The sequence below is a fragment of the Flavobacterium sp. B330r genome (genome assembly GCF_056824325.1).
Genome location: NZ_CP124860.1, coordinates 2,340,537 through 2,356,458, shown reverse-complemented (window position 1 = coordinate 2,356,458; position 15,922 = coordinate 2,340,537). Strand labels below are relative to the sequence as shown.

Here is a 15,922-nt window from a genome sequence, read left to right as displayed (position 1 = left end):
TAAAAAAAATTACAATGGCACATAACATTAAACCAGGAGTAGCTACAGGAGATCAAGTACAAGAGATCTTTAATTATGCTAAAGAGAAGGGTTTTGCTCTTCCAGCAGTAAACGTTACTGGATCAAGCACAATTAACGGAGTTCTTGAAACTGCAGCAAAACTAAACGCGCCAGTTATCATTCAATTTTCTAACGGAGGAGCACAATTCAACGCTGGAAAAGGATTATCAAATGCAGGTGAAAAAGCAGCAATCGCGGGAGGAATCGCGGGAGCAAAACATATTCATACTTTGGCAGAAGCTTACGGTGCAACTGTAATCTTACACACTGACCACTGTGCAAAAAAACTTTTACCTTGGATTGATGGTTTATTAGATGCTTCTGAAAAACACTTCGCAGAAACAGGAAAACCATTATTCAGTTCTCACATGATCGATTTGTCTGAGGAGCCAATCGAAGAAAACATCGAGATCTGTAAAGAATATTTAGCTAGAATGAGCAAAATGGGCATGACATTAGAAATCGAACTTGGTATTACAGGTGGTGAAGAAGATGGTGTTGATAACTCTGATGTTGACAGCTCAAAATTATATACTCAACCAGAAGAAGTAGCTTACGCTTACGAAGAATTATCTAAAGTAAGCCCTAAATTTACAATTGCTGCTGCTTTCGGAAACGTTCACGGTGTTTACAAACCAGGAAACGTAAAATTAACTCCAAAAATCTTAAAAAATTCTCAAGATTTCGTACAAAACAAATTCAACACAGGACACAATCCAGTTGATTTCGTATTCCACGGAGGTTCAGGTTCTACACTTGAAGAAATCAGAGAAGGAATTAGCTACGGAGTTATCAAAATGAACATTGATACTGATTTACAGTTTGCATACACTGAAGGAATTCGTGACTACATGGTTAAAAACCTTGACTATTTGAAATCACAAATTGGTAACCCAGAAGGTGCTGATGCTCCAAACAAAAAATATTACGACCCAAGAAGATGGGTTCGTGAAAGCGAAGTAACATTCAACGCAAGATTGGAACAAGCTTTTGCAGATTTAAATAACGTAAACACGTTATAAAAAAGTATTCAGTTTACAGTTTTAAGTATTCAGTATCTGAGTACTTAAAACTGAATACCACTGAACACTGAAATTTTTATTACTGAACACTGAATACTAGAAAAATGGCTTGGTTTAAAAGACAAGAAAAAGGGATTACGACCGCGACAGAAGATAAGATGGACGTTCCGAAAGGATTGTGGTACAAATCTCCTACTGGAAAAATTATTGATGCTGACGAATTAGCGAGAAATTTATTCGTGAGCCCTGAAGATGATTTTCATGTTCGAATTGGAAGCGCAACCTATTTTGAAATTTTATTCGACAACAACGAATTTGTTGAGTTAGATAAAAACATGACTTCTAAAGATCCTTTGCATTTTGTGGACACAAAAAAATATGCAGAGCGTTTGAAAGATGTAATGGAAAAAACTCACTTAAAAGACGCTGTTCGTACGGGAGTAGGAAAATCTAAAGGAAGAGAGCTTGTAATCTGCTGTATGGATTTTGCATTCATCGGCGGATCTATGGGAGCTGTAGTAGGTGAAAAAATTGCTAGAGGTATTGATCACGCTATTAAAAACAAACTTCCGTTTGTAATGATTTCTAAATCTGGTGGAGCTCGTATGATGGAAGCTGCTTATTCTTTAATGCAATTAGCAAAAACTTCTGTAAAACTAGCTCAATTAGCTGAAGCTAAATTACCTTATATTTCTCTTTGTACAGATCCAACAACTGGAGGAACAACAGCATCATACGCGATGTTAGGAGATATCAACATCTCTGAGCCAGGCGCTTTGATTGGTTTTGCTGGTCCGCGTGTTGTACGTGACACTACAGGAAAAGATTTACCTGAAGGTTTCCAAACTGCTGAGTTCTTATTAGAGCACGGTTTCTTAGACTTTATCACGCCTAGAAAAGAATTGAAAGATAAGATCAACTTATATATCGATTTGATTCAAAACAATGATATTCGATAGTTTTAAAACTACTTAAAATAGAAAATCCCTAAGAAATTACTTCTTAGGGATTTTTTTTGGTGGTATATTCGCTTATTGTAATATAAAACTTATTTTTATGTTTGAAATTAAACCCATAGAAAAATTAAAACATGAGCTTTTGACTCAAAAACAACAATTAAGAAACTTTCCTAAATCTGCTCAATTTCTATTTGACAATTTGTATAATGAAATAGTTACTCAAATTAAAACTATCGAAATTTCCGCCGAATGTATATTACTAGACAGCGTTCAATCTTTTAATGAAAACAAAGAATTTTCAAATGCAAAATATTGGAAAGCAAATTTGACAAATGAAGAAATTTCGAGCTATTGGTTTTTTGCAAATAATGGACAAGGTGACCTTTGGCTTTTTGATAAAGAAAACAACATTCATTTTTACGATCATGACCAAGAAGAAATGAGTCCTGAAAACTTTTTAGATACTGGCTTAAACTTTGAAAAATGGCTGCAATTTGCAGATATCAATAATCAACTTGATACTCTTCTCATAAATCAAGATAAAATTGACAAACATCTTATAGTAGAATATGAAGAGAAATTAAAAGAAATTAGTATTACTCTATTAACCAATTATCCCTTTAACTATTACTAAATCCATAATAGATTAAAATTCGAAGAAAAAACAATATTTATTATTTCGGCTTGTTGTTTCGAAGTTCTTTTTCTGCTATTATAAAAGTTCTTTTTTCACGCCAAATCGCATAACGCTTTCTAAAAATCACTTTTATACCGCTATCTACTGCTCCATGCATAAATAAGCTCCAAACGCTCGCAATTTTTCTTGATACAGATTGATCCCATGCGCGAAGTGTCAGCGAAAAAGAACCGTCTATGTAACGCATCCAGTGCCACATTCCTGTTGGCATGAATAACGTATCACCATGTTCTAAAAAAACTTCATAACCCTCTACTCCTTTTAGAGCTGGAAATTTTTCAAAATCAGGATTCGCGACATCATAATCCTCTAAAGCATAAGTCGTATTTGGGATACAATAAAGCCTTTTCTTCCATTTATTATCAAATAGTATAATATGTTTTCTTCCACCAAAATGGGTATGAAAAAGATGTGGCAAATCGATATCATAATGCAAAAAAGTAATTGCCTTTGAACCGCCAAAAAACATAGCAGGCATACTTTCTATAAAACCTCCCATTAATTCTTTAGGAACTTTTACATCATCAATTAATTCTGGTCTGTGTTTGAAAAGATTGAAGAAAAAAATACGCAATTGAGTTGGTTCGCGTTTTATCAAATCTAGATATTCTCCAAATTTCATACTTGCTATAGAAGCGTTGATCACTTTTGTTGGATCTGCCTTTGAATTATCTACAAGTTTAACCTCTATATCTCCAGCAATCTGCTTGAAATAGTCTGTTGACCACTTTTCTCTTGCTGGCCAATCCTTAGTAAGCCCTTTTATAATTAAAGGCTTTCGTTTGTCTAAATAATTCTTTTTGAAATCTTCTCTAGAAATAGACTCAACAGTATCGACAGATCTAAGGTTAAAGCTCATATATTTAGCAATTTATGTTCTTGGTCTATCAAAAATATCTAATTATTTCGTGTCATCAAAATTTACAGTAAAATAACACAAAAACAATATTACATTCCAGTTCGAATTGCTTCAACCGGATCTAAATTTGCCGCCGAAATCGCTGGCAAAATTCCAGAAATCAAACCAATAAGAGCCGCTAAACTAGTTCCTAAAAGAATATTTCCTAAACTCAAAACAAATTCAAAATCGAGGGCTTTTGTTAAGATTACAGCGATTCCCCAAACCATTAACAGACCTATAATTCCGCCAATAACAGAAAGAATAACGGCCTCAAATAAAAATTGAAATAAGATAAATTTGTTCTTCGCTCCCAATGATTTTTGAATTCCGATAAGATTGGTTCTTTCTTTAACCGAAACAAACATGATATTCGCAATTCCGAAACCGCCAACCAAAAGAGAAAACCCACTGATAATCCACCCAACAAAATTCATCTGACCTAAAATTCCGTCAATAAAATCGGTAAAACCAGAAAGCACATTAATAAAGAAATTATCCATTTCTCCCGCTTTCATTCCGCGAATTGCTCGCAATTTTTGGGCAATTTCTGCTTTATACGCCTCCATGTCTACGCCTTTTTCCGGTTTTAAAACTATTACTGGCGTCATAGAATCGCTATCTCCGTACATTCTTCTTAGAAAATTAGCCGGAAGATAAACCGAAGTATCATTGCTGTCTCCAAAAAATCCAGCTCCTTGTTTTGCCATTACACCAATTACAGTAAATCGCTGGCCATATAAGCGAATATTTTTCCCAATTGGATCGCTTGTGCCAAAAAGACCTTCGGCTATATCATATCCAAGAACAATAACAGGAGTTCCCGAATTAGATTCAGATTCGTTATAAAATCTTCCTTTGTCAAAACTCAATCCATCAATATCGACCATTTCGTTTGATGACGGAATAATATTTACATCGCTGACTGTTTTAGAATCATATTTTAAACTTTCCCTATTTACAAAAAGCTGATATGCTACTTGGTCGGTATTATTCATTGAATTTTTTAAACCAATATATTCGTCATATTTTACATTTGGAAACTGTTCTCTCTTCCATTGCGGAATTTCAGATGGCCCAAAGCAATATTTCATTAAATAAATTGTATTTTTATCTAAGCTGCTCAAATCTTTAGAGATTTTTTTATCTAAAGAGTCAACAGCGGCCAAAACAGCAATGATTGAAAAGATACCGATCGTTACACCTAAAAGCGACAATAATGTGCGTAATTTATTATTTCGCAAAGCATTGATGGCAAAGCTTAGACTTTCTTTTAATAATCTTAGATAAACGATCATATTTTTGTATATTTCAATAAAGTAAAATTCAATAATTTAAATTCAAAAACCTAATAAAAGTTAACTTACTCATCAGTAGATTTTTTTAGCATCTTGTTACACTAATTTTCTTTAATATAATATATAAAAAAACTACTTTTGCAGTCTCAAAATCATAACTACACAATGAGCACAACAAAAAAAATACAATCGGCATTAATTTCTGTTTTTTCTAAAGATGGATTAGAACCAATTGTTAGAAAATTACACGAACAAAACGTAACACTTTATTCAACTGGAGGAACTGAAGATTTCATCAAAAACCTTGGCATTCCTGTTGTTCCTGTTGAAGATATCACTTCTTTCCCTGAAATTCTTGGCGGAAGAGTAAAAACTTTACACCCGAAAATTTTTGGAGGGATCTTAAATCGTCAGGACAATGAGAGCGATGTTCAGCAAATGAAAGAATTTGACATTCCTCAAATTGATTTAGTAATTGTTGATTTGTATCCTTTTGAAAAAACTGTTGCTTCTGGAGCTAGCGAACAAGATATTATTGAGAAAATTGATATTGGCGGTATTTCATTAATTCGTGCAGGTGCAAAAAACTTTAAAGACACTGTAATTGTAGCTTCTGTTAACGAATACAGCTTGCTTCTAGATTTGATTACGGAGCAAGATGGAGCAACAACTCTTGAAAATAGAAGATTGCTTGCTACTAAAGCATTCCATGTTTCATCTCACTATGATGGAGCTATTTTTAATTATTTCAACACAGACGAGACTATTTACAAAGAAAGCATTGCAAATGGTCAGGTTTTAAGATACGGTGAAAACCCTCACCAAAAAGGATTCTTCTTTGGAGATTTTGATGCAATGTTCAACAAACTTCACGGAAAAGAATTATCATACAATAATTTACTTGATGTTGATGCTGCAGTAAATTTAATTGCTGAATTTAAAACTGACGGACCAACGTTCGCCATTTTAAAACACAACAATGCTTGCGGATTGGCTTCAAGAAAAACAATTAGCGAAGCTTATTTAGCCGCTTTAGCTTGTGATCCTACTTCTGCTTTTGGAGGAGTGTTAATTTCTAACACAAAAATTGATTTAGAAACTGCACAAGAAATCAACAAATTATTCTGCGAAGTTGTAATCGCTCCGGCTTATGATGATGAGGCTGTTACTGTGTTACAGGAGAAAAAAAACAGAATTATATTAGTTCAAAATGAAGTTGAATTACCTTCTCGTCAAGTAAGAACTTGTCTTAATGGTTTGTTAATTCAGGACAGAAATAATATTACGGATAATAAAGAGCATTTAAAAACCGTTACAATTACAGAACCTACTGCTCAAGAGATCGAAGATTTGATCTTTGCTTCTAAAATCTGCAAGAATACAAAATCAAACACTATTGTATTTGCTAAAAACGGAACATTGATTTCATCAGGTACAGGTCAGACTTCAAGAGTTGACGCTTTAATTCAAGCTGTTGACAAAGCAAAAGCTTTTGGATTTGATTTAAATGGAGCTTCGATGGCAAGTGATGCATTTTTCCCATTTCCGGATTGTGTAGAATTAGCCAAAAAAGCAGGAATAACTGCTGTAATTCAGCCAGGAGGTTCAATTAAAGACGAATTAAGTATAAATTATTGCAATGAAAATAATCTTGCAATGGTATTTACAGGAACTCGTCATTTTAAACATTAATTTGTTTAACTTTGTTCGATAAATAATTTATAACATTTTAAACCCCTAAAAAACTTATGGGATTTTTTGATTTCATGACCGAGGATATTGCGATAGACCTTGGAACCGCAAACACTTTAATCATTCATAATGATAAAGTTGTCATTGATAGTCCATCTATCGTTGCACGTGATAGAGTATCAGGCAAAATCATTGCTGTTGGTAAGGAAGCCAATATGATGCAAGGTAAAACACATGAAAACATCAAAACTATAAGGCCTTTGAAAGATGGTGTAATCGCTGATTTTGATGCTTCGGAAAAAATGATCAATATGTTCATTAAAAGTATTCCTGCATTGAAAAAAAGAATGTTTACTCCAGCTTTACGTATGGTTGTATGTATTCCTTCTGGTATTACTGAAGTGGAGATGAGAGCGGTGAAGGAATCTTGTGAGAGAGTAAACGGAAAAGAAGTTTACTTGATTCATGAGCCAATGGCAGCGGCAATTGGTATTGGTATAGACATTATGCAACCAAAAGGTAACATGATTGTAGATATCGGAGGTGGTACAACAGAAATTGCCGTTATCGCTTTAGGCGGAATTGTTTGTGACAAATCTGTAAAAATTGCAGGTGACGTTTTCACAAACGACATCGTTTATTACATGCGTACACAGCACAACCTTTTTGTAGGAGAAAGTACTGCAGAAAAAATTAAAATTCAAATTGGAGCGGCTATTGAAGATTTAGATGGTCCGCCAGAAGATATGTCAGTTCAAGGTAGAGATTTGCTTACTGGTAAACCAAAACAAGTAGATGTTTCTTATCGTGAAATTGCAAAAGCATTAGACAAATCTATTCAGCGTATTGAAGATGCGGTAATGGAAACATTATCTCAGACTCCGCCAGAATTAGCAGCAGATATCTACAACACTGGTATCTATTTAGCTGGTGGTGGATCAATGTTAAGAGGTCTTGACAAACGTATTTCTCAAAAAACAGACTTACCGGTTTATATTGCCGAAGATCCTTTAAGAGCAGTTGTACGAGGAACAGGAATGGCTCTTAAAAACATCGCTAAATTTAAAAGTATCTTAATCAAATAAGATTTAAAATAACAATCAATTTACTTTTATAAGGGCCCGATTTTCAATATTAGGCCCTTGTAAAAACTGAAACCTTTAAGCATATCCTGAAACAAAATAACCAGACAAGAAATGCAGCAAATATTTAATTTCATTATAAGAAACAGTAATCGATTGCTGTTTTTGCTGCTTTTAGGTATTTCGTTGACGCTCACAATTCAATCGCATTCCTACCACAGAAGCAGAGTAATCAGTTCGGCTAATTTTTTAAGCGGAGGTGTTTATGAAAGAATTAATCGTGTAAACGAATATTTGAATTTAAGAGCCGAAAATGATGAACTTGTATTAGAGAATGCAAGGTTAAAAAGTCTTTTGTTTAACAAAGAAGACACTACCAAAGCACCATTGCCAGATAGCATTAAAGGTGTAAAACCTGCAGATATCGTGGTATCAAAAGTAATTCATAATACATACAACACACACGAAAACTATATCACTTTAAACTCTGGAAGCAAAGAAGGAGTTAAGCCAGATATGGGAGTTATAAACAGTTTAGGTATTATTGGAGTAGTAGACAATACTTCTGCAAACTATTCTACAGTAGTGAGTATTTTGAACATGAAGTCGCATATTAATGCTAAAATCAAAAAATCCAACCACTTTGGTTCTTTAACTTGGGATGGTAAAAGCACAGGATTTGTTCAGCTAGAAGATGTGCCAAGATTAGCATCAATTAGAAAAGGCGACACCATTGTTACCGGAGGACAATCTGTAATTTTCCCTGAAGGAATTAATATCGGAACTGTAGACGTTATATACAAAAAAGAAAACACAAGTTTTTATGTTATAAAAGTTAAACTATTTAACGATATGACAAACTTGGGTCACGTATATGTCATCAAAAGTAAAGACAGAGAAGAACTTATTAACTTAGAAAACAAAAACAAAGAAAAAAATGAATAGCGCTCTGTTAGTCAATATTTTTCGATTTATTATGTTACTGGCAGTTCAGATTGTTATTTTCAACAATATGAATTTCTTAGGATATATAAGTCCTTTTCCGTATATCTTGTATATCATTCTATACCCTGTAAACAGCAATAAAGCAGGATTAATAATTTCTAGTTTTTTACTTGGACTTACAATGGATATGTTCTGTAATTCTGGAGGTATACATGCAACTGCATGTGTTATATTAGCGTATTATAGACCCTATATTTTTAAATTTTCTTTTGGTCTGAGTTATGAATATCAAACTATTAAACTAAACGAATCTTTAACACCAGAACGATTTTCATTTATACTGGTTTCGGTTTTAATGCATCATATTGTATTATTTGTCTTAGAAGCATTTCAATTCAAATTCATCTGGGACATTTTGCTCCGAACCTTATTTAGTTCTATCTTTACTATAATCACCTCAATAATAATAATTTATCTTATTAAGCCCAATAAACGATGAGAAAAGTCTTGCTGCCCACTATAATTATTATTGCAGCGTCTTTGCTAGTGATTAGAATTTTTTACCTGCAGATTATTGATGATTCTTTTAAATTGAAATCGGAAAATAATGCGATAAAAAAAGTATATGACTATCCTGAAAGAGGTTATATTTATGATCGCAACGGAAAACTTCTTGTTGCGAATCAGGCTTCTTATGACATCATGGTTATTCCAAGAGACATTAAAAAAGATTTAAATATTGCCGAATTTTGCGCTCTTCTAAATATTACTGAAGAAGAATATCATAAACGCGTTGAAAAGGCAAAAGTATACAGCCCTAGACTTCCTTCTGTTTTCTTATCTCAGCTAAATAAAAATGAATTTGCTGCTTTTCAGGAAAAAATCAGAAAATATGATGGTTTCTATTTTCAGAAAAGATCACTTCGTGATTATGAAGTAGATTATGGAGCAAATATTTTTGGTTTTATTACACAGGTTAACGAAAAACAGATTGAAAAAAATCCTTACTACAATAGTGGAGATTTAATTGGAAAACAAGGTGTAGAGCAAAGTTATGAAGAAATTTTACGCGGAATAAAAGGTGTAAAATACATTCAAAAAGACAAATACAACCGAGAAATTGGTGCTTATAAAGAAGGGAAATATGACACCATCGCCGTAGCTGGAGAAGATATTAATTTAACTATTGATGCTGAACTTCAAAAATATGGAGAAGAATTAATGATTAATAAGCGAGGAGGAATTGTCGCGCTTGAACCTAAATCTGGAGAAATTCTAGCATTGGTCACTGCTCCTTCCTATGATCCAGGTATTTTAGTAGGTCGCCAAAGATCTAAAAATTATACGCTTTTATATAACGATTCTATTTCAAAACCATTATACGACAGAGGACTTTTAGCAGAGTATCCTCCAGGTTCTCCATTTAAAATCCTAACTGGTTTAGTTGCGCTTCAAGAAGGTGTCATAAATGAGCAGACTACTTTTATGTGTCATCACGGATTTAGTTATGGTGGAGGCCGATTCATGAAGTGTCACGGTTTTGGTCCACATCAATTGCATAACGGAATTTACAATTCTTGCAACACTTATTTTGGACAAGCCTATATGTTGACCATTAATAAATATAAAGATCCTGGTCAGGCAGTTGATGTTTGGAGCGGTCACATAAAAAGTTTTGGTTTAGGACAATTTATGGGATATGATTTACCTATTGGAAAACGAGGAAATATCCCAACTTCTAAAACCTATAAAAGAATTTATCCTAACGGAGGATGGAGAAGTTCCACTATTGTATCGAATGCAATTGGTCAGGGAGAGGTCTTAATGACACCTATTCAATTGGCCAACATGATGGCGACTGTTGCAAATCAGGGTTATTATTATACTCCTCATATCATTAAAAAAATTGAAGGAGAAAAAATCGACGAAAAGTTCACTACAAAACACGTGACTACGGTTGATCAAAAATATTTCCCACCAGTTATCAGTGGACTGTTTGATGTTTACAACAAAGGTACAGCTTACAGTTTAAGAGTAGAAGGAATCGATATTTGCGGAAAAACAGGTACTGCCGAGAACTTTGCCAAAATAAACGGCAAAAGAACACAGCTTAAAGACCACTCTATATTTGTTGCTTTTGCACCAAAAGACAATCCAAAAATTGCTATTGCGGTTATGATTGAAAATGGAGGTTTTGGAGCAACAGTTGCGGGTCCGATAGCGAGTTTAATGATTGAAAAATATCTAAGAAAGAAAATTACAAGAACCGATCTAGAAATAAGAGTACTGAATAAAAGCTTACTTTCAGAATATGCTAAATTGGGAGGAATAAGTGAGGCTCTTAAAATTGAATCTGTTCCTAAAGATTCTGTTTTGCAAGCTAAAATTGCAAAGCCAAAAGCACCAGTTACAACGGCACCAAAAACTGAAGTTAAAAAAACAGCGGTAGACACAACTAAGAAAAACTAAGAAAGATTATTTCAAATGAAAAATCAAAGTGTAAAAAATAATATTGATTGGATAAGTGTCTTTATCTACATTGCGCTGGTAACTTTAGGTTGGCTTAATATTTACTCGTCTTCCTTATTATCAACAGATGGTACTTATCAAAAACAGCTGATTTTTATTTGCTGTACAATTCCTTTGATATTTGTTGTGCTTTTTGTTGATGGTAAATTCTATGAAAAATATGCTAGTATCATATTTGGAGTTTCTTTATTATCTCTTGCTGGATTGTTTCTCTTCGGAAAAACAATTGCTGGACAGCGATGCTGGTATGCCATCGGAAGCTTTACTTTGCAGCCTTCTGAGTTTGCAAAAGCCGCGACATCATTGGCTTTGGCCAAATATTTAAGCGACACGCAGATCAACTTAAAAGAAACCAATAGACAAATTCAGGCTTTAGCCATTATGCTATTACCTGTAATACTTATTCTTCCACAGCCAGATCCTGGAAGCGCTTTAATTTATAGTGCTTTTATTCTTGTTCTGTATCGAGAAGGTTTACCTTCCTGGTATGTTTGGACAGCATTTATAACGATTATCCTCTTTGTTCTTACTTTGGTTTTAGAACCATACGCTGTTATCGCAATGGCTTTTGTGGTTTTGGCAATCATACATTTTAAAGGCAGAGCAGTAGATCGAAATATTATTTTAAGCGGTATCTTATTAGTTTTAATTTCAGGATTTGTTTTCTCTGTAGATTATGTATTTGATAATGTTTTTAAACAACACCACAGAGACCGTTTCAATATTTTACTAGGTAAAACTGTAGATATGAAAGGGATTGGATATAATACCAATCAGTCTGAAATTGCAATTGGTTCTGGTGGATGGATCGGAAAAGGTTTCCTAGAAGGAACTCAGACCAAAGGAGGATTTGTTCCTGAGCAACATACCGATTATATTTTTACAACTGTTGGTGAAGAATGGGGATTTGCAGGTTCTTTTGTCGTTATTTTACTTTTCGTTAGTTTATTGCTTAGAGTAATTTATTTGGCAGAAAGACAGAAGACAAAGTTTAGCCGAGTCTATGGCTATTGCGTCGCCGCAATTCTATTTATACACTTCTTTGTAAATATCGCAATGGTAATTGGAATTTTCCCTACAATTGGTGTTCCTCTGCCGTTCTTTTCATACGGAGGCTCTGGACTTTGGGGATTCACCATTTTGCTGTTTATTTTCCTTAAAATGGATGCAAATAAAGTGAATGAATGGTAATTTAAAATATTCCATTTTAGTTGCTTTACCTGTTCGCTATTGCTCGGATTTAAATTCCAATTAGAAATATTTATACAACTAAAATAATTTAACCTAAAAGCTGTAATTACGTTTTAAAAACTAATTGCAGCTTTTTTTGATTTTACATTTACTCTCTTAGCTTCGATTTTATTTTCTAAGTAAGATTATATATCATACAATGGAAAAGTCAACAATAACTTTAAAAACAAAGCATAAAAAAATCCGAAGTTTAAGCTTCGGATTTTTTTATTTACTTTAAGATTATATTTGTTCCTTTGGTGTCTTTTTAAATAGTTTAACTAGAACCGGGAACGTTGAGATTATAACGATAATAACTATAATGTATTCAATATGTTTCTTTAAATCTATGCCTTGCTTTAAGAAAATACCGTATAGATAATGTCCTGCGAAAATTAAAATAAACGACCAAAGAAAAGAACTCAGGATATTGTAAAACATAAACTTCTTTCTATCCATCGATACAATACCCGCAACAATTGGAGCAAAGGTTCTGAAAATTGGAAGGAAACGTGCGTAAATAATTGCTTTTCCACCATATTTTTCAAAGAAATCTTTTGACTGCAACAGATATTTCTTCTTGAACCAGAATGTATCTTCTTTTTTGAATAAATAATAACCGCTTTTTGCGCCAAACCAATAACCAGTCATATTACCTAAAACTCCCATTACAGCAACTGCTGTAGCAAGCAGAAAGACATTTATAAAATCATTTGGAATAGAGGCAACATTCTCAACTAGATCACGGCTGTAAATACCTGCCAAAAAAAGCAAACTATCTCCAGGCAGAAAAAAACCTGCAAAAAGTCCTGTTTCGGCAAAAACGATAAACAGAACAATAAACAACCCAATCTGAAAACCTCCAACGCTTAAAGTAATATAAAATTCAGGGTTTAGTAACTGGGTCCATTCAAAATTATTCATAAAAGGGGAATTGGTTATCTTATAAGTTCGTGAAAGTAACAATAATTTAGCTTAACCACAATAAAATACGGTATTTTAAACATAAATTAACTATTAAAAAAAGCCCAAACTATTCGTCTGGGCCTTCTTTACATTATTCTCTTACATACTTGCAACAGCTGTGTAAGTTATCATAATCTGCAGTTGTCGCCTTAACTTCCTTAGTATCATGACCTGCCTTTGCAATCGCTTTGTTTAAATCTGAAGGAGAACATTTTTCTTCGTTTAAAATAACCGAAAGCTGATGAGAGCTTACATCCCAACTTGCACTTTTTACACCCGGAACTCCGTAAGCCGCTTTTTCAATTCGTTTCTTGCATTGTTCGCAGTTACCATTTACTTCTGTTGCATACTTTAAGTTCTTATTTTTCTTCGTTTGAGCCTGAGCCGACAAACCTAAAAAAACCATCATTGCGATTAAAACTATCTTATTCATTGTATTTATTTTTATTGTTATTAAAATTGATTTTTGATATTGAAATTGTTATTTAATTTTAAACCTTAATCCTGCATAATACATCTGTCCAAAAATTGGAGCGTATGCGATCGATGCATCAAAATTAGATCCAAAAGGATCGTTTGCCCCTAAAATTGCTTTTTGCTGCTTATAATTTCCAATATTCTCCCCTCCTACATATACCTCAAAAACCGATGAAAAAACACGAGTTACCTGAGCATTCATCACGCCATAAGCTGGTGAAAAATCAGGAAACTGATCTTCTACAGGATTTGTTGCCGTATAAGGCAATTGCTGTTTTCCTGACCAATTATACGTAAAGTCAAACCTCCATTGTTTATCATCATTCATTGTTGTTTCGTATTCTAAATTTCCTAAGAAGCGATGTTTAGCCTGAAGCGGACGCTGGAATGTCCCCCTTAAATAATCGGTTTGGATATCGTAATATTTATAAGCTGTTCTCAAATTTAAGTTATGAATCAATTCATAATTAAACTCTACTTGAAGGCTGTTTGCAAAAGAACTTCCTTTCAAATCATAAAACAAAACTTGTTGCGGGCTTTGCATCACATCTACAACAGCTTGATTTTGGAAATCGGTGCGGTAAAAATCAAAACCTGCATCGGCATTTTTATTGAAAAGACGGAATTTCTGCGAGAAACTCACGCCATAATTCCAAGCAATCTCTGGATTTAAACCGTAAACTTTTCCGCTAGAATCTAAAATCGAAAAAGTTCTTGAACTAGCAAAAAGCTGCTGATTCTCGGCAAAAATATTGGCAGAACGTTTCCCTCTTCCCGCAGAAAAACGAACTACTCCATTTTTCCAAGGATTATATCTCATGTGCAATCTTGGTGTAACAAAAAAACCTAATCGATTATGGTTATCTACTCTCCCTCCTAAAATCAAACTAAAATTGTCTGTATTATCGTAAGTGTACTCAAAGAAAGCACCAACCGAATTATCAATTCTACCCACATCTGTTAAATTAACAAACTCTTGATATTGATCGTAAGTAAAATTCAGACCAGTAGTAAACTTGTGCATGGTGTTATTGATAATCGAATTGAAAATCAAATTAGAATAAAAACTATTTTGTTTGATATCGTATTGATTTAAGCCATAATAAGAATCTTGTTTATGACTATTAAAAGCGTTTTGAAAACCGATGCTTTGATAAGGCATATCTTTAAACACATATCCAATTTTTGTTGACACATCAAAACGTTCTGTATTAATTTCAGAACCCCAATGGTTAGTTGTACCTCGATCGCGATCTTTATCAAAATCAACTTCTCCCGTTTGTTTTTTATCATTCATATATCTGAAATTGATAAAACTAACCAAACCGCTTTCCGGATCATAATATTGGTAACGGTTTAAAACATTGATTTGTTTTCCTAACGGATTATCTAAAAACCCATCATTATTCATATCGTTTTTAGCTACGCGCGCATTTCCATGAACAAACAAACTTGTTGCCCATTTATCTGATAATTTTTTATTGAAATGAGTATTCAATTCAAAACGAGAATCGGTTGAACCATAAGCATTCAAGAAAAACGGAATATCGTTTAAAGGTTTTAAAAGTTCCGTATTAATTTGACCTGAAATACTTTCGTATCCATTTATAACACTTCCCGCTCCCTTGGTAATCTGAACACTTTCGATCCAAGTTCCAGGAGTAAATGACAATCCGTAAGCTTGAGAAGCTCCTCGAACAGAAGGAATATTCTCTTCTGTAATCATTAAGTAAGGACTCGTCAATCCAAGCATTTTAATTTGCTTAGTTCCTGTTAAAGCATCAGAAAAATTGACATCGATTGATGGATTGGTTTCAAAGCTTTCTGCCAAATTACAACAAGCCGCTTTAAGCAGTTCTTTACTAGTAATTACAGAAGTATTGGCTGTTAACGTATAGGATTTTTTAATTCCTTTTTGCTTTTTAGTGATTTTTACTTCTTCTAGATCTTCTTGTGAAAACACAGATACAGAAAGCAAAAACGCCACAAAAAGCATTATATTTTTTTGCATAAAAAATGATTTTAATGTTGAAATAGAATTACATTATTGCATTCTGCGCAAAGCAA

14 protein-coding genes are annotated in these 15,922 nt (G+C 33.6%); 9 read left to right on the top strand and 5 right to left on the bottom strand.

Annotated features, from left to right (window positions below; translation table 11 throughout):
- Positions 1–14 precede the first annotated feature (14 nt).
- The 3 genes from fbaA (at position 15) to QLQ95_RS10690 (ending at position 2,675) form a co-directional block, all read left to right on the top strand.
- Complete coding sequence (fbaA, locus tag QLQ95_RS10700; protein WP_035645669.1) at positions 15–1,082, top strand: class II fructose-bisphosphate aldolase; 1,068 nt, start codon at positions 15–17, stop codon at positions 1,080–1,082.
- A gap of 104 nt (positions 1,083–1,186) precedes the next feature.
- Complete coding sequence (gene accD, locus QLQ95_RS10695; RefSeq protein ID WP_026728501.1) at positions 1,187–2,041, top strand: acetyl-CoA carboxylase, carboxyltransferase subunit beta; 855 nt, start codon at positions 1,187–1,189, stop codon at positions 2,039–2,041.
- A 97-nt stretch (positions 2,042–2,138) separates the two neighbouring features.
- Positions 2,139–2,675, top strand: a complete 537-nt coding sequence (locus tag QLQ95_RS10690; protein WP_482503762.1) for a hypothetical protein — start codon at positions 2,139–2,141, stop codon at positions 2,673–2,675.
- Between the two features lie 40 nt (positions 2,676–2,715).
- On the opposite strand, the gene QLQ95_RS10685 is transcribed toward QLQ95_RS10690, so the two are convergent.
- Positions 2,716–3,597, bottom strand: a complete 882-nt coding sequence (locus QLQ95_RS10685) for a cupin-like domain-containing protein (protein ID WP_482503761.1) — start codon at positions 3,595–3,597, stop codon at positions 2,716–2,718.
- 89 nt (positions 3,598–3,686) lie between these two features.
- Positions 3,687–4,934: an ABC transporter permease gene (locus tag QLQ95_RS10680; protein WP_482503759.1), complete on the bottom strand. Its 1,248-nt coding sequence runs from the start codon at positions 4,932–4,934 to the stop codon at positions 3,687–3,689.
- A gap of 165 nt (positions 4,935–5,099) precedes the next feature.
- Here QLQ95_RS10680 and purH point away from each other — a divergent pair, with 165 nt between their 5' ends.
- The 6 genes from purH to rodA all read left to right on the top strand — a co-directional run bounded on the left by purH (position 5,100) and on the right by rodA (position 12,373).
- Entirely contained in the window at positions 5,100–6,626 is a 1,527-nt protein-coding gene (gene purH, locus QLQ95_RS10675; protein ID WP_095928101.1) for a bifunctional phosphoribosylaminoimidazolecarboxamide formyltransferase/IMP cyclohydrolase, read from the top strand.
- A gap of 56 nt (positions 6,627–6,682) precedes the next feature.
- A complete protein-coding gene (locus QLQ95_RS10670) occupies positions 6,683–7,711 on the top strand; it encodes a rod shape-determining protein (protein WP_008466528.1) in 1,029 nt (342 codons plus the stop codon).
- Between the two features lie 111 nt (positions 7,712–7,822).
- The gene (mreC, locus tag QLQ95_RS10665; RefSeq protein WP_095928102.1) at positions 7,823–8,653 is read left to right on the top strand and encodes a rod shape-determining protein MreC; all 831 of its coding nucleotides are present in this window, start codon (positions 7,823–7,825) and stop codon (positions 8,651–8,653) included.
- Complete coding sequence (locus QLQ95_RS10660; RefSeq protein ID WP_095928103.1) at positions 8,646–9,152, top strand: rod shape-determining protein MreD; 507 nt, start codon at positions 8,646–8,648, stop codon at positions 9,150–9,152. The genes mreC and QLQ95_RS10660 overlap by 8 nt, the downstream gene beginning before the upstream one ends.
- Entirely contained in the window at positions 9,149–11,122 is a 1,974-nt protein-coding gene (gene mrdA / locus QLQ95_RS10655; protein WP_482503757.1) for a penicillin-binding protein 2, read from the top strand. Before QLQ95_RS10660 ends, mrdA begins: the two co-directional genes overlap by 4 nt.
- A 15-nt stretch (positions 11,123–11,137) precedes the next feature.
- On the top strand, positions 11,138–12,373 hold the full coding sequence (gene rodA, locus QLQ95_RS10650) for a rod shape-determining protein RodA (protein WP_095928105.1): 1,236 nt from the start codon (positions 11,138–11,140) through the stop codon (positions 12,371–12,373).
- A gap of 282 nt (positions 12,374–12,655) precedes the next feature.
- Here the strand turns inward: rodA and QLQ95_RS10645 are convergent, their stop codons facing one another.
- From QLQ95_RS10645 to QLQ95_RS10635, 3 genes are all read right to left on the bottom strand, one after another.
- Complete coding sequence (locus tag QLQ95_RS10645) at positions 12,656–13,336, bottom strand: DedA family protein (RefSeq protein ID WP_320493424.1); 681 nt, start codon at positions 13,334–13,336, stop codon at positions 12,656–12,658.
- Positions 13,337–13,469: 133 nt separating this feature from the next.
- Complete coding sequence (locus QLQ95_RS10640; RefSeq protein WP_095928107.1) at positions 13,470–13,811, bottom strand: heavy-metal-associated domain-containing protein; 342 nt, start codon at positions 13,809–13,811, stop codon at positions 13,470–13,472.
- Positions 13,812–13,859: 48 nt separating this feature from the next.
- Positions 13,860–15,866, bottom strand: coding sequence for a TonB-dependent receptor plug domain-containing protein (locus tag QLQ95_RS10635; RefSeq protein ID WP_482503754.1), 2,007 nt, complete (start codon positions 15,864–15,866; stop codon positions 13,860–13,862).
- Positions 15,867–15,922: the final 56 nt, after the last annotated feature.

Excerpts from the sequence above, each read along its gene's own strand:
- fbaA (WP_035645669.1), top strand. The coding sequence starts at position 15 with ATGGCACATAACATTAAACCAGGAGTAGCTACAGGAGATCAAGTACAA.
- accD (WP_026728501.1), top strand. The coding sequence starts at position 1,187 with ATGGCTTGGTTTAAAAGACAAGAAAAAGGGATTACGACCGCGACAGAA.
- QLQ95_RS10690 (WP_482503762.1), top strand. The coding sequence starts at position 2,139 with ATGTTTGAAATTAAACCCATAGAAAAATTAAAACATGAGCTTTTGACT.
- QLQ95_RS10685 (WP_482503761.1), bottom strand. The coding sequence starts at position 3,597 with ATGAGCTTTAACCTTAGATCTGTCGATACTGTTGAGTCTATTTCTAGA.
- QLQ95_RS10680 (WP_482503759.1), bottom strand. The coding sequence starts at position 4,934 with ATGATCGTTTATCTAAGATTATTAAAAGAAAGTCTAAGCTTTGCCATC.
- purH (WP_095928101.1), top strand. The coding sequence starts at position 5,100 with ATGAGCACAACAAAAAAAATACAATCGGCATTAATTTCTGTTTTTTCT.
- QLQ95_RS10670 (WP_008466528.1), top strand. The coding sequence starts at position 6,683 with ATGGGATTTTTTGATTTCATGACCGAGGATATTGCGATAGACCTTGGA.
- mreC (WP_095928102.1), top strand. The coding sequence starts at position 7,823 with ATGCAGCAAATATTTAATTTCATTATAAGAAACAGTAATCGATTGCTG.
- QLQ95_RS10660 (WP_095928103.1), top strand. The coding sequence starts at position 8,646 with ATGAATAGCGCTCTGTTAGTCAATATTTTTCGATTTATTATGTTACTG.
- mrdA (WP_482503757.1), top strand. The coding sequence starts at position 9,149 with ATGAGAAAAGTCTTGCTGCCCACTATAATTATTATTGCAGCGTCTTTG.
- rodA (WP_095928105.1), top strand. The coding sequence starts at position 11,138 with ATGAAAAATCAAAGTGTAAAAAATAATATTGATTGGATAAGTGTCTTT.
- QLQ95_RS10645 (WP_320493424.1), bottom strand. The coding sequence starts at position 13,336 with ATGAATAATTTTGAATGGACCCAGTTACTAAACCCTGAATTTTATATT.
- QLQ95_RS10640 (WP_095928107.1), bottom strand. The coding sequence starts at position 13,811 with ATGAATAAGATAGTTTTAATCGCAATGATGGTTTTTTTAGGTTTGTCG.
- QLQ95_RS10635 (WP_482503754.1), bottom strand. The coding sequence starts at position 15,866 with ATGCAAAAAAATATAATGCTTTTTGTGGCGTTTTTGCTTTCTGTATCT.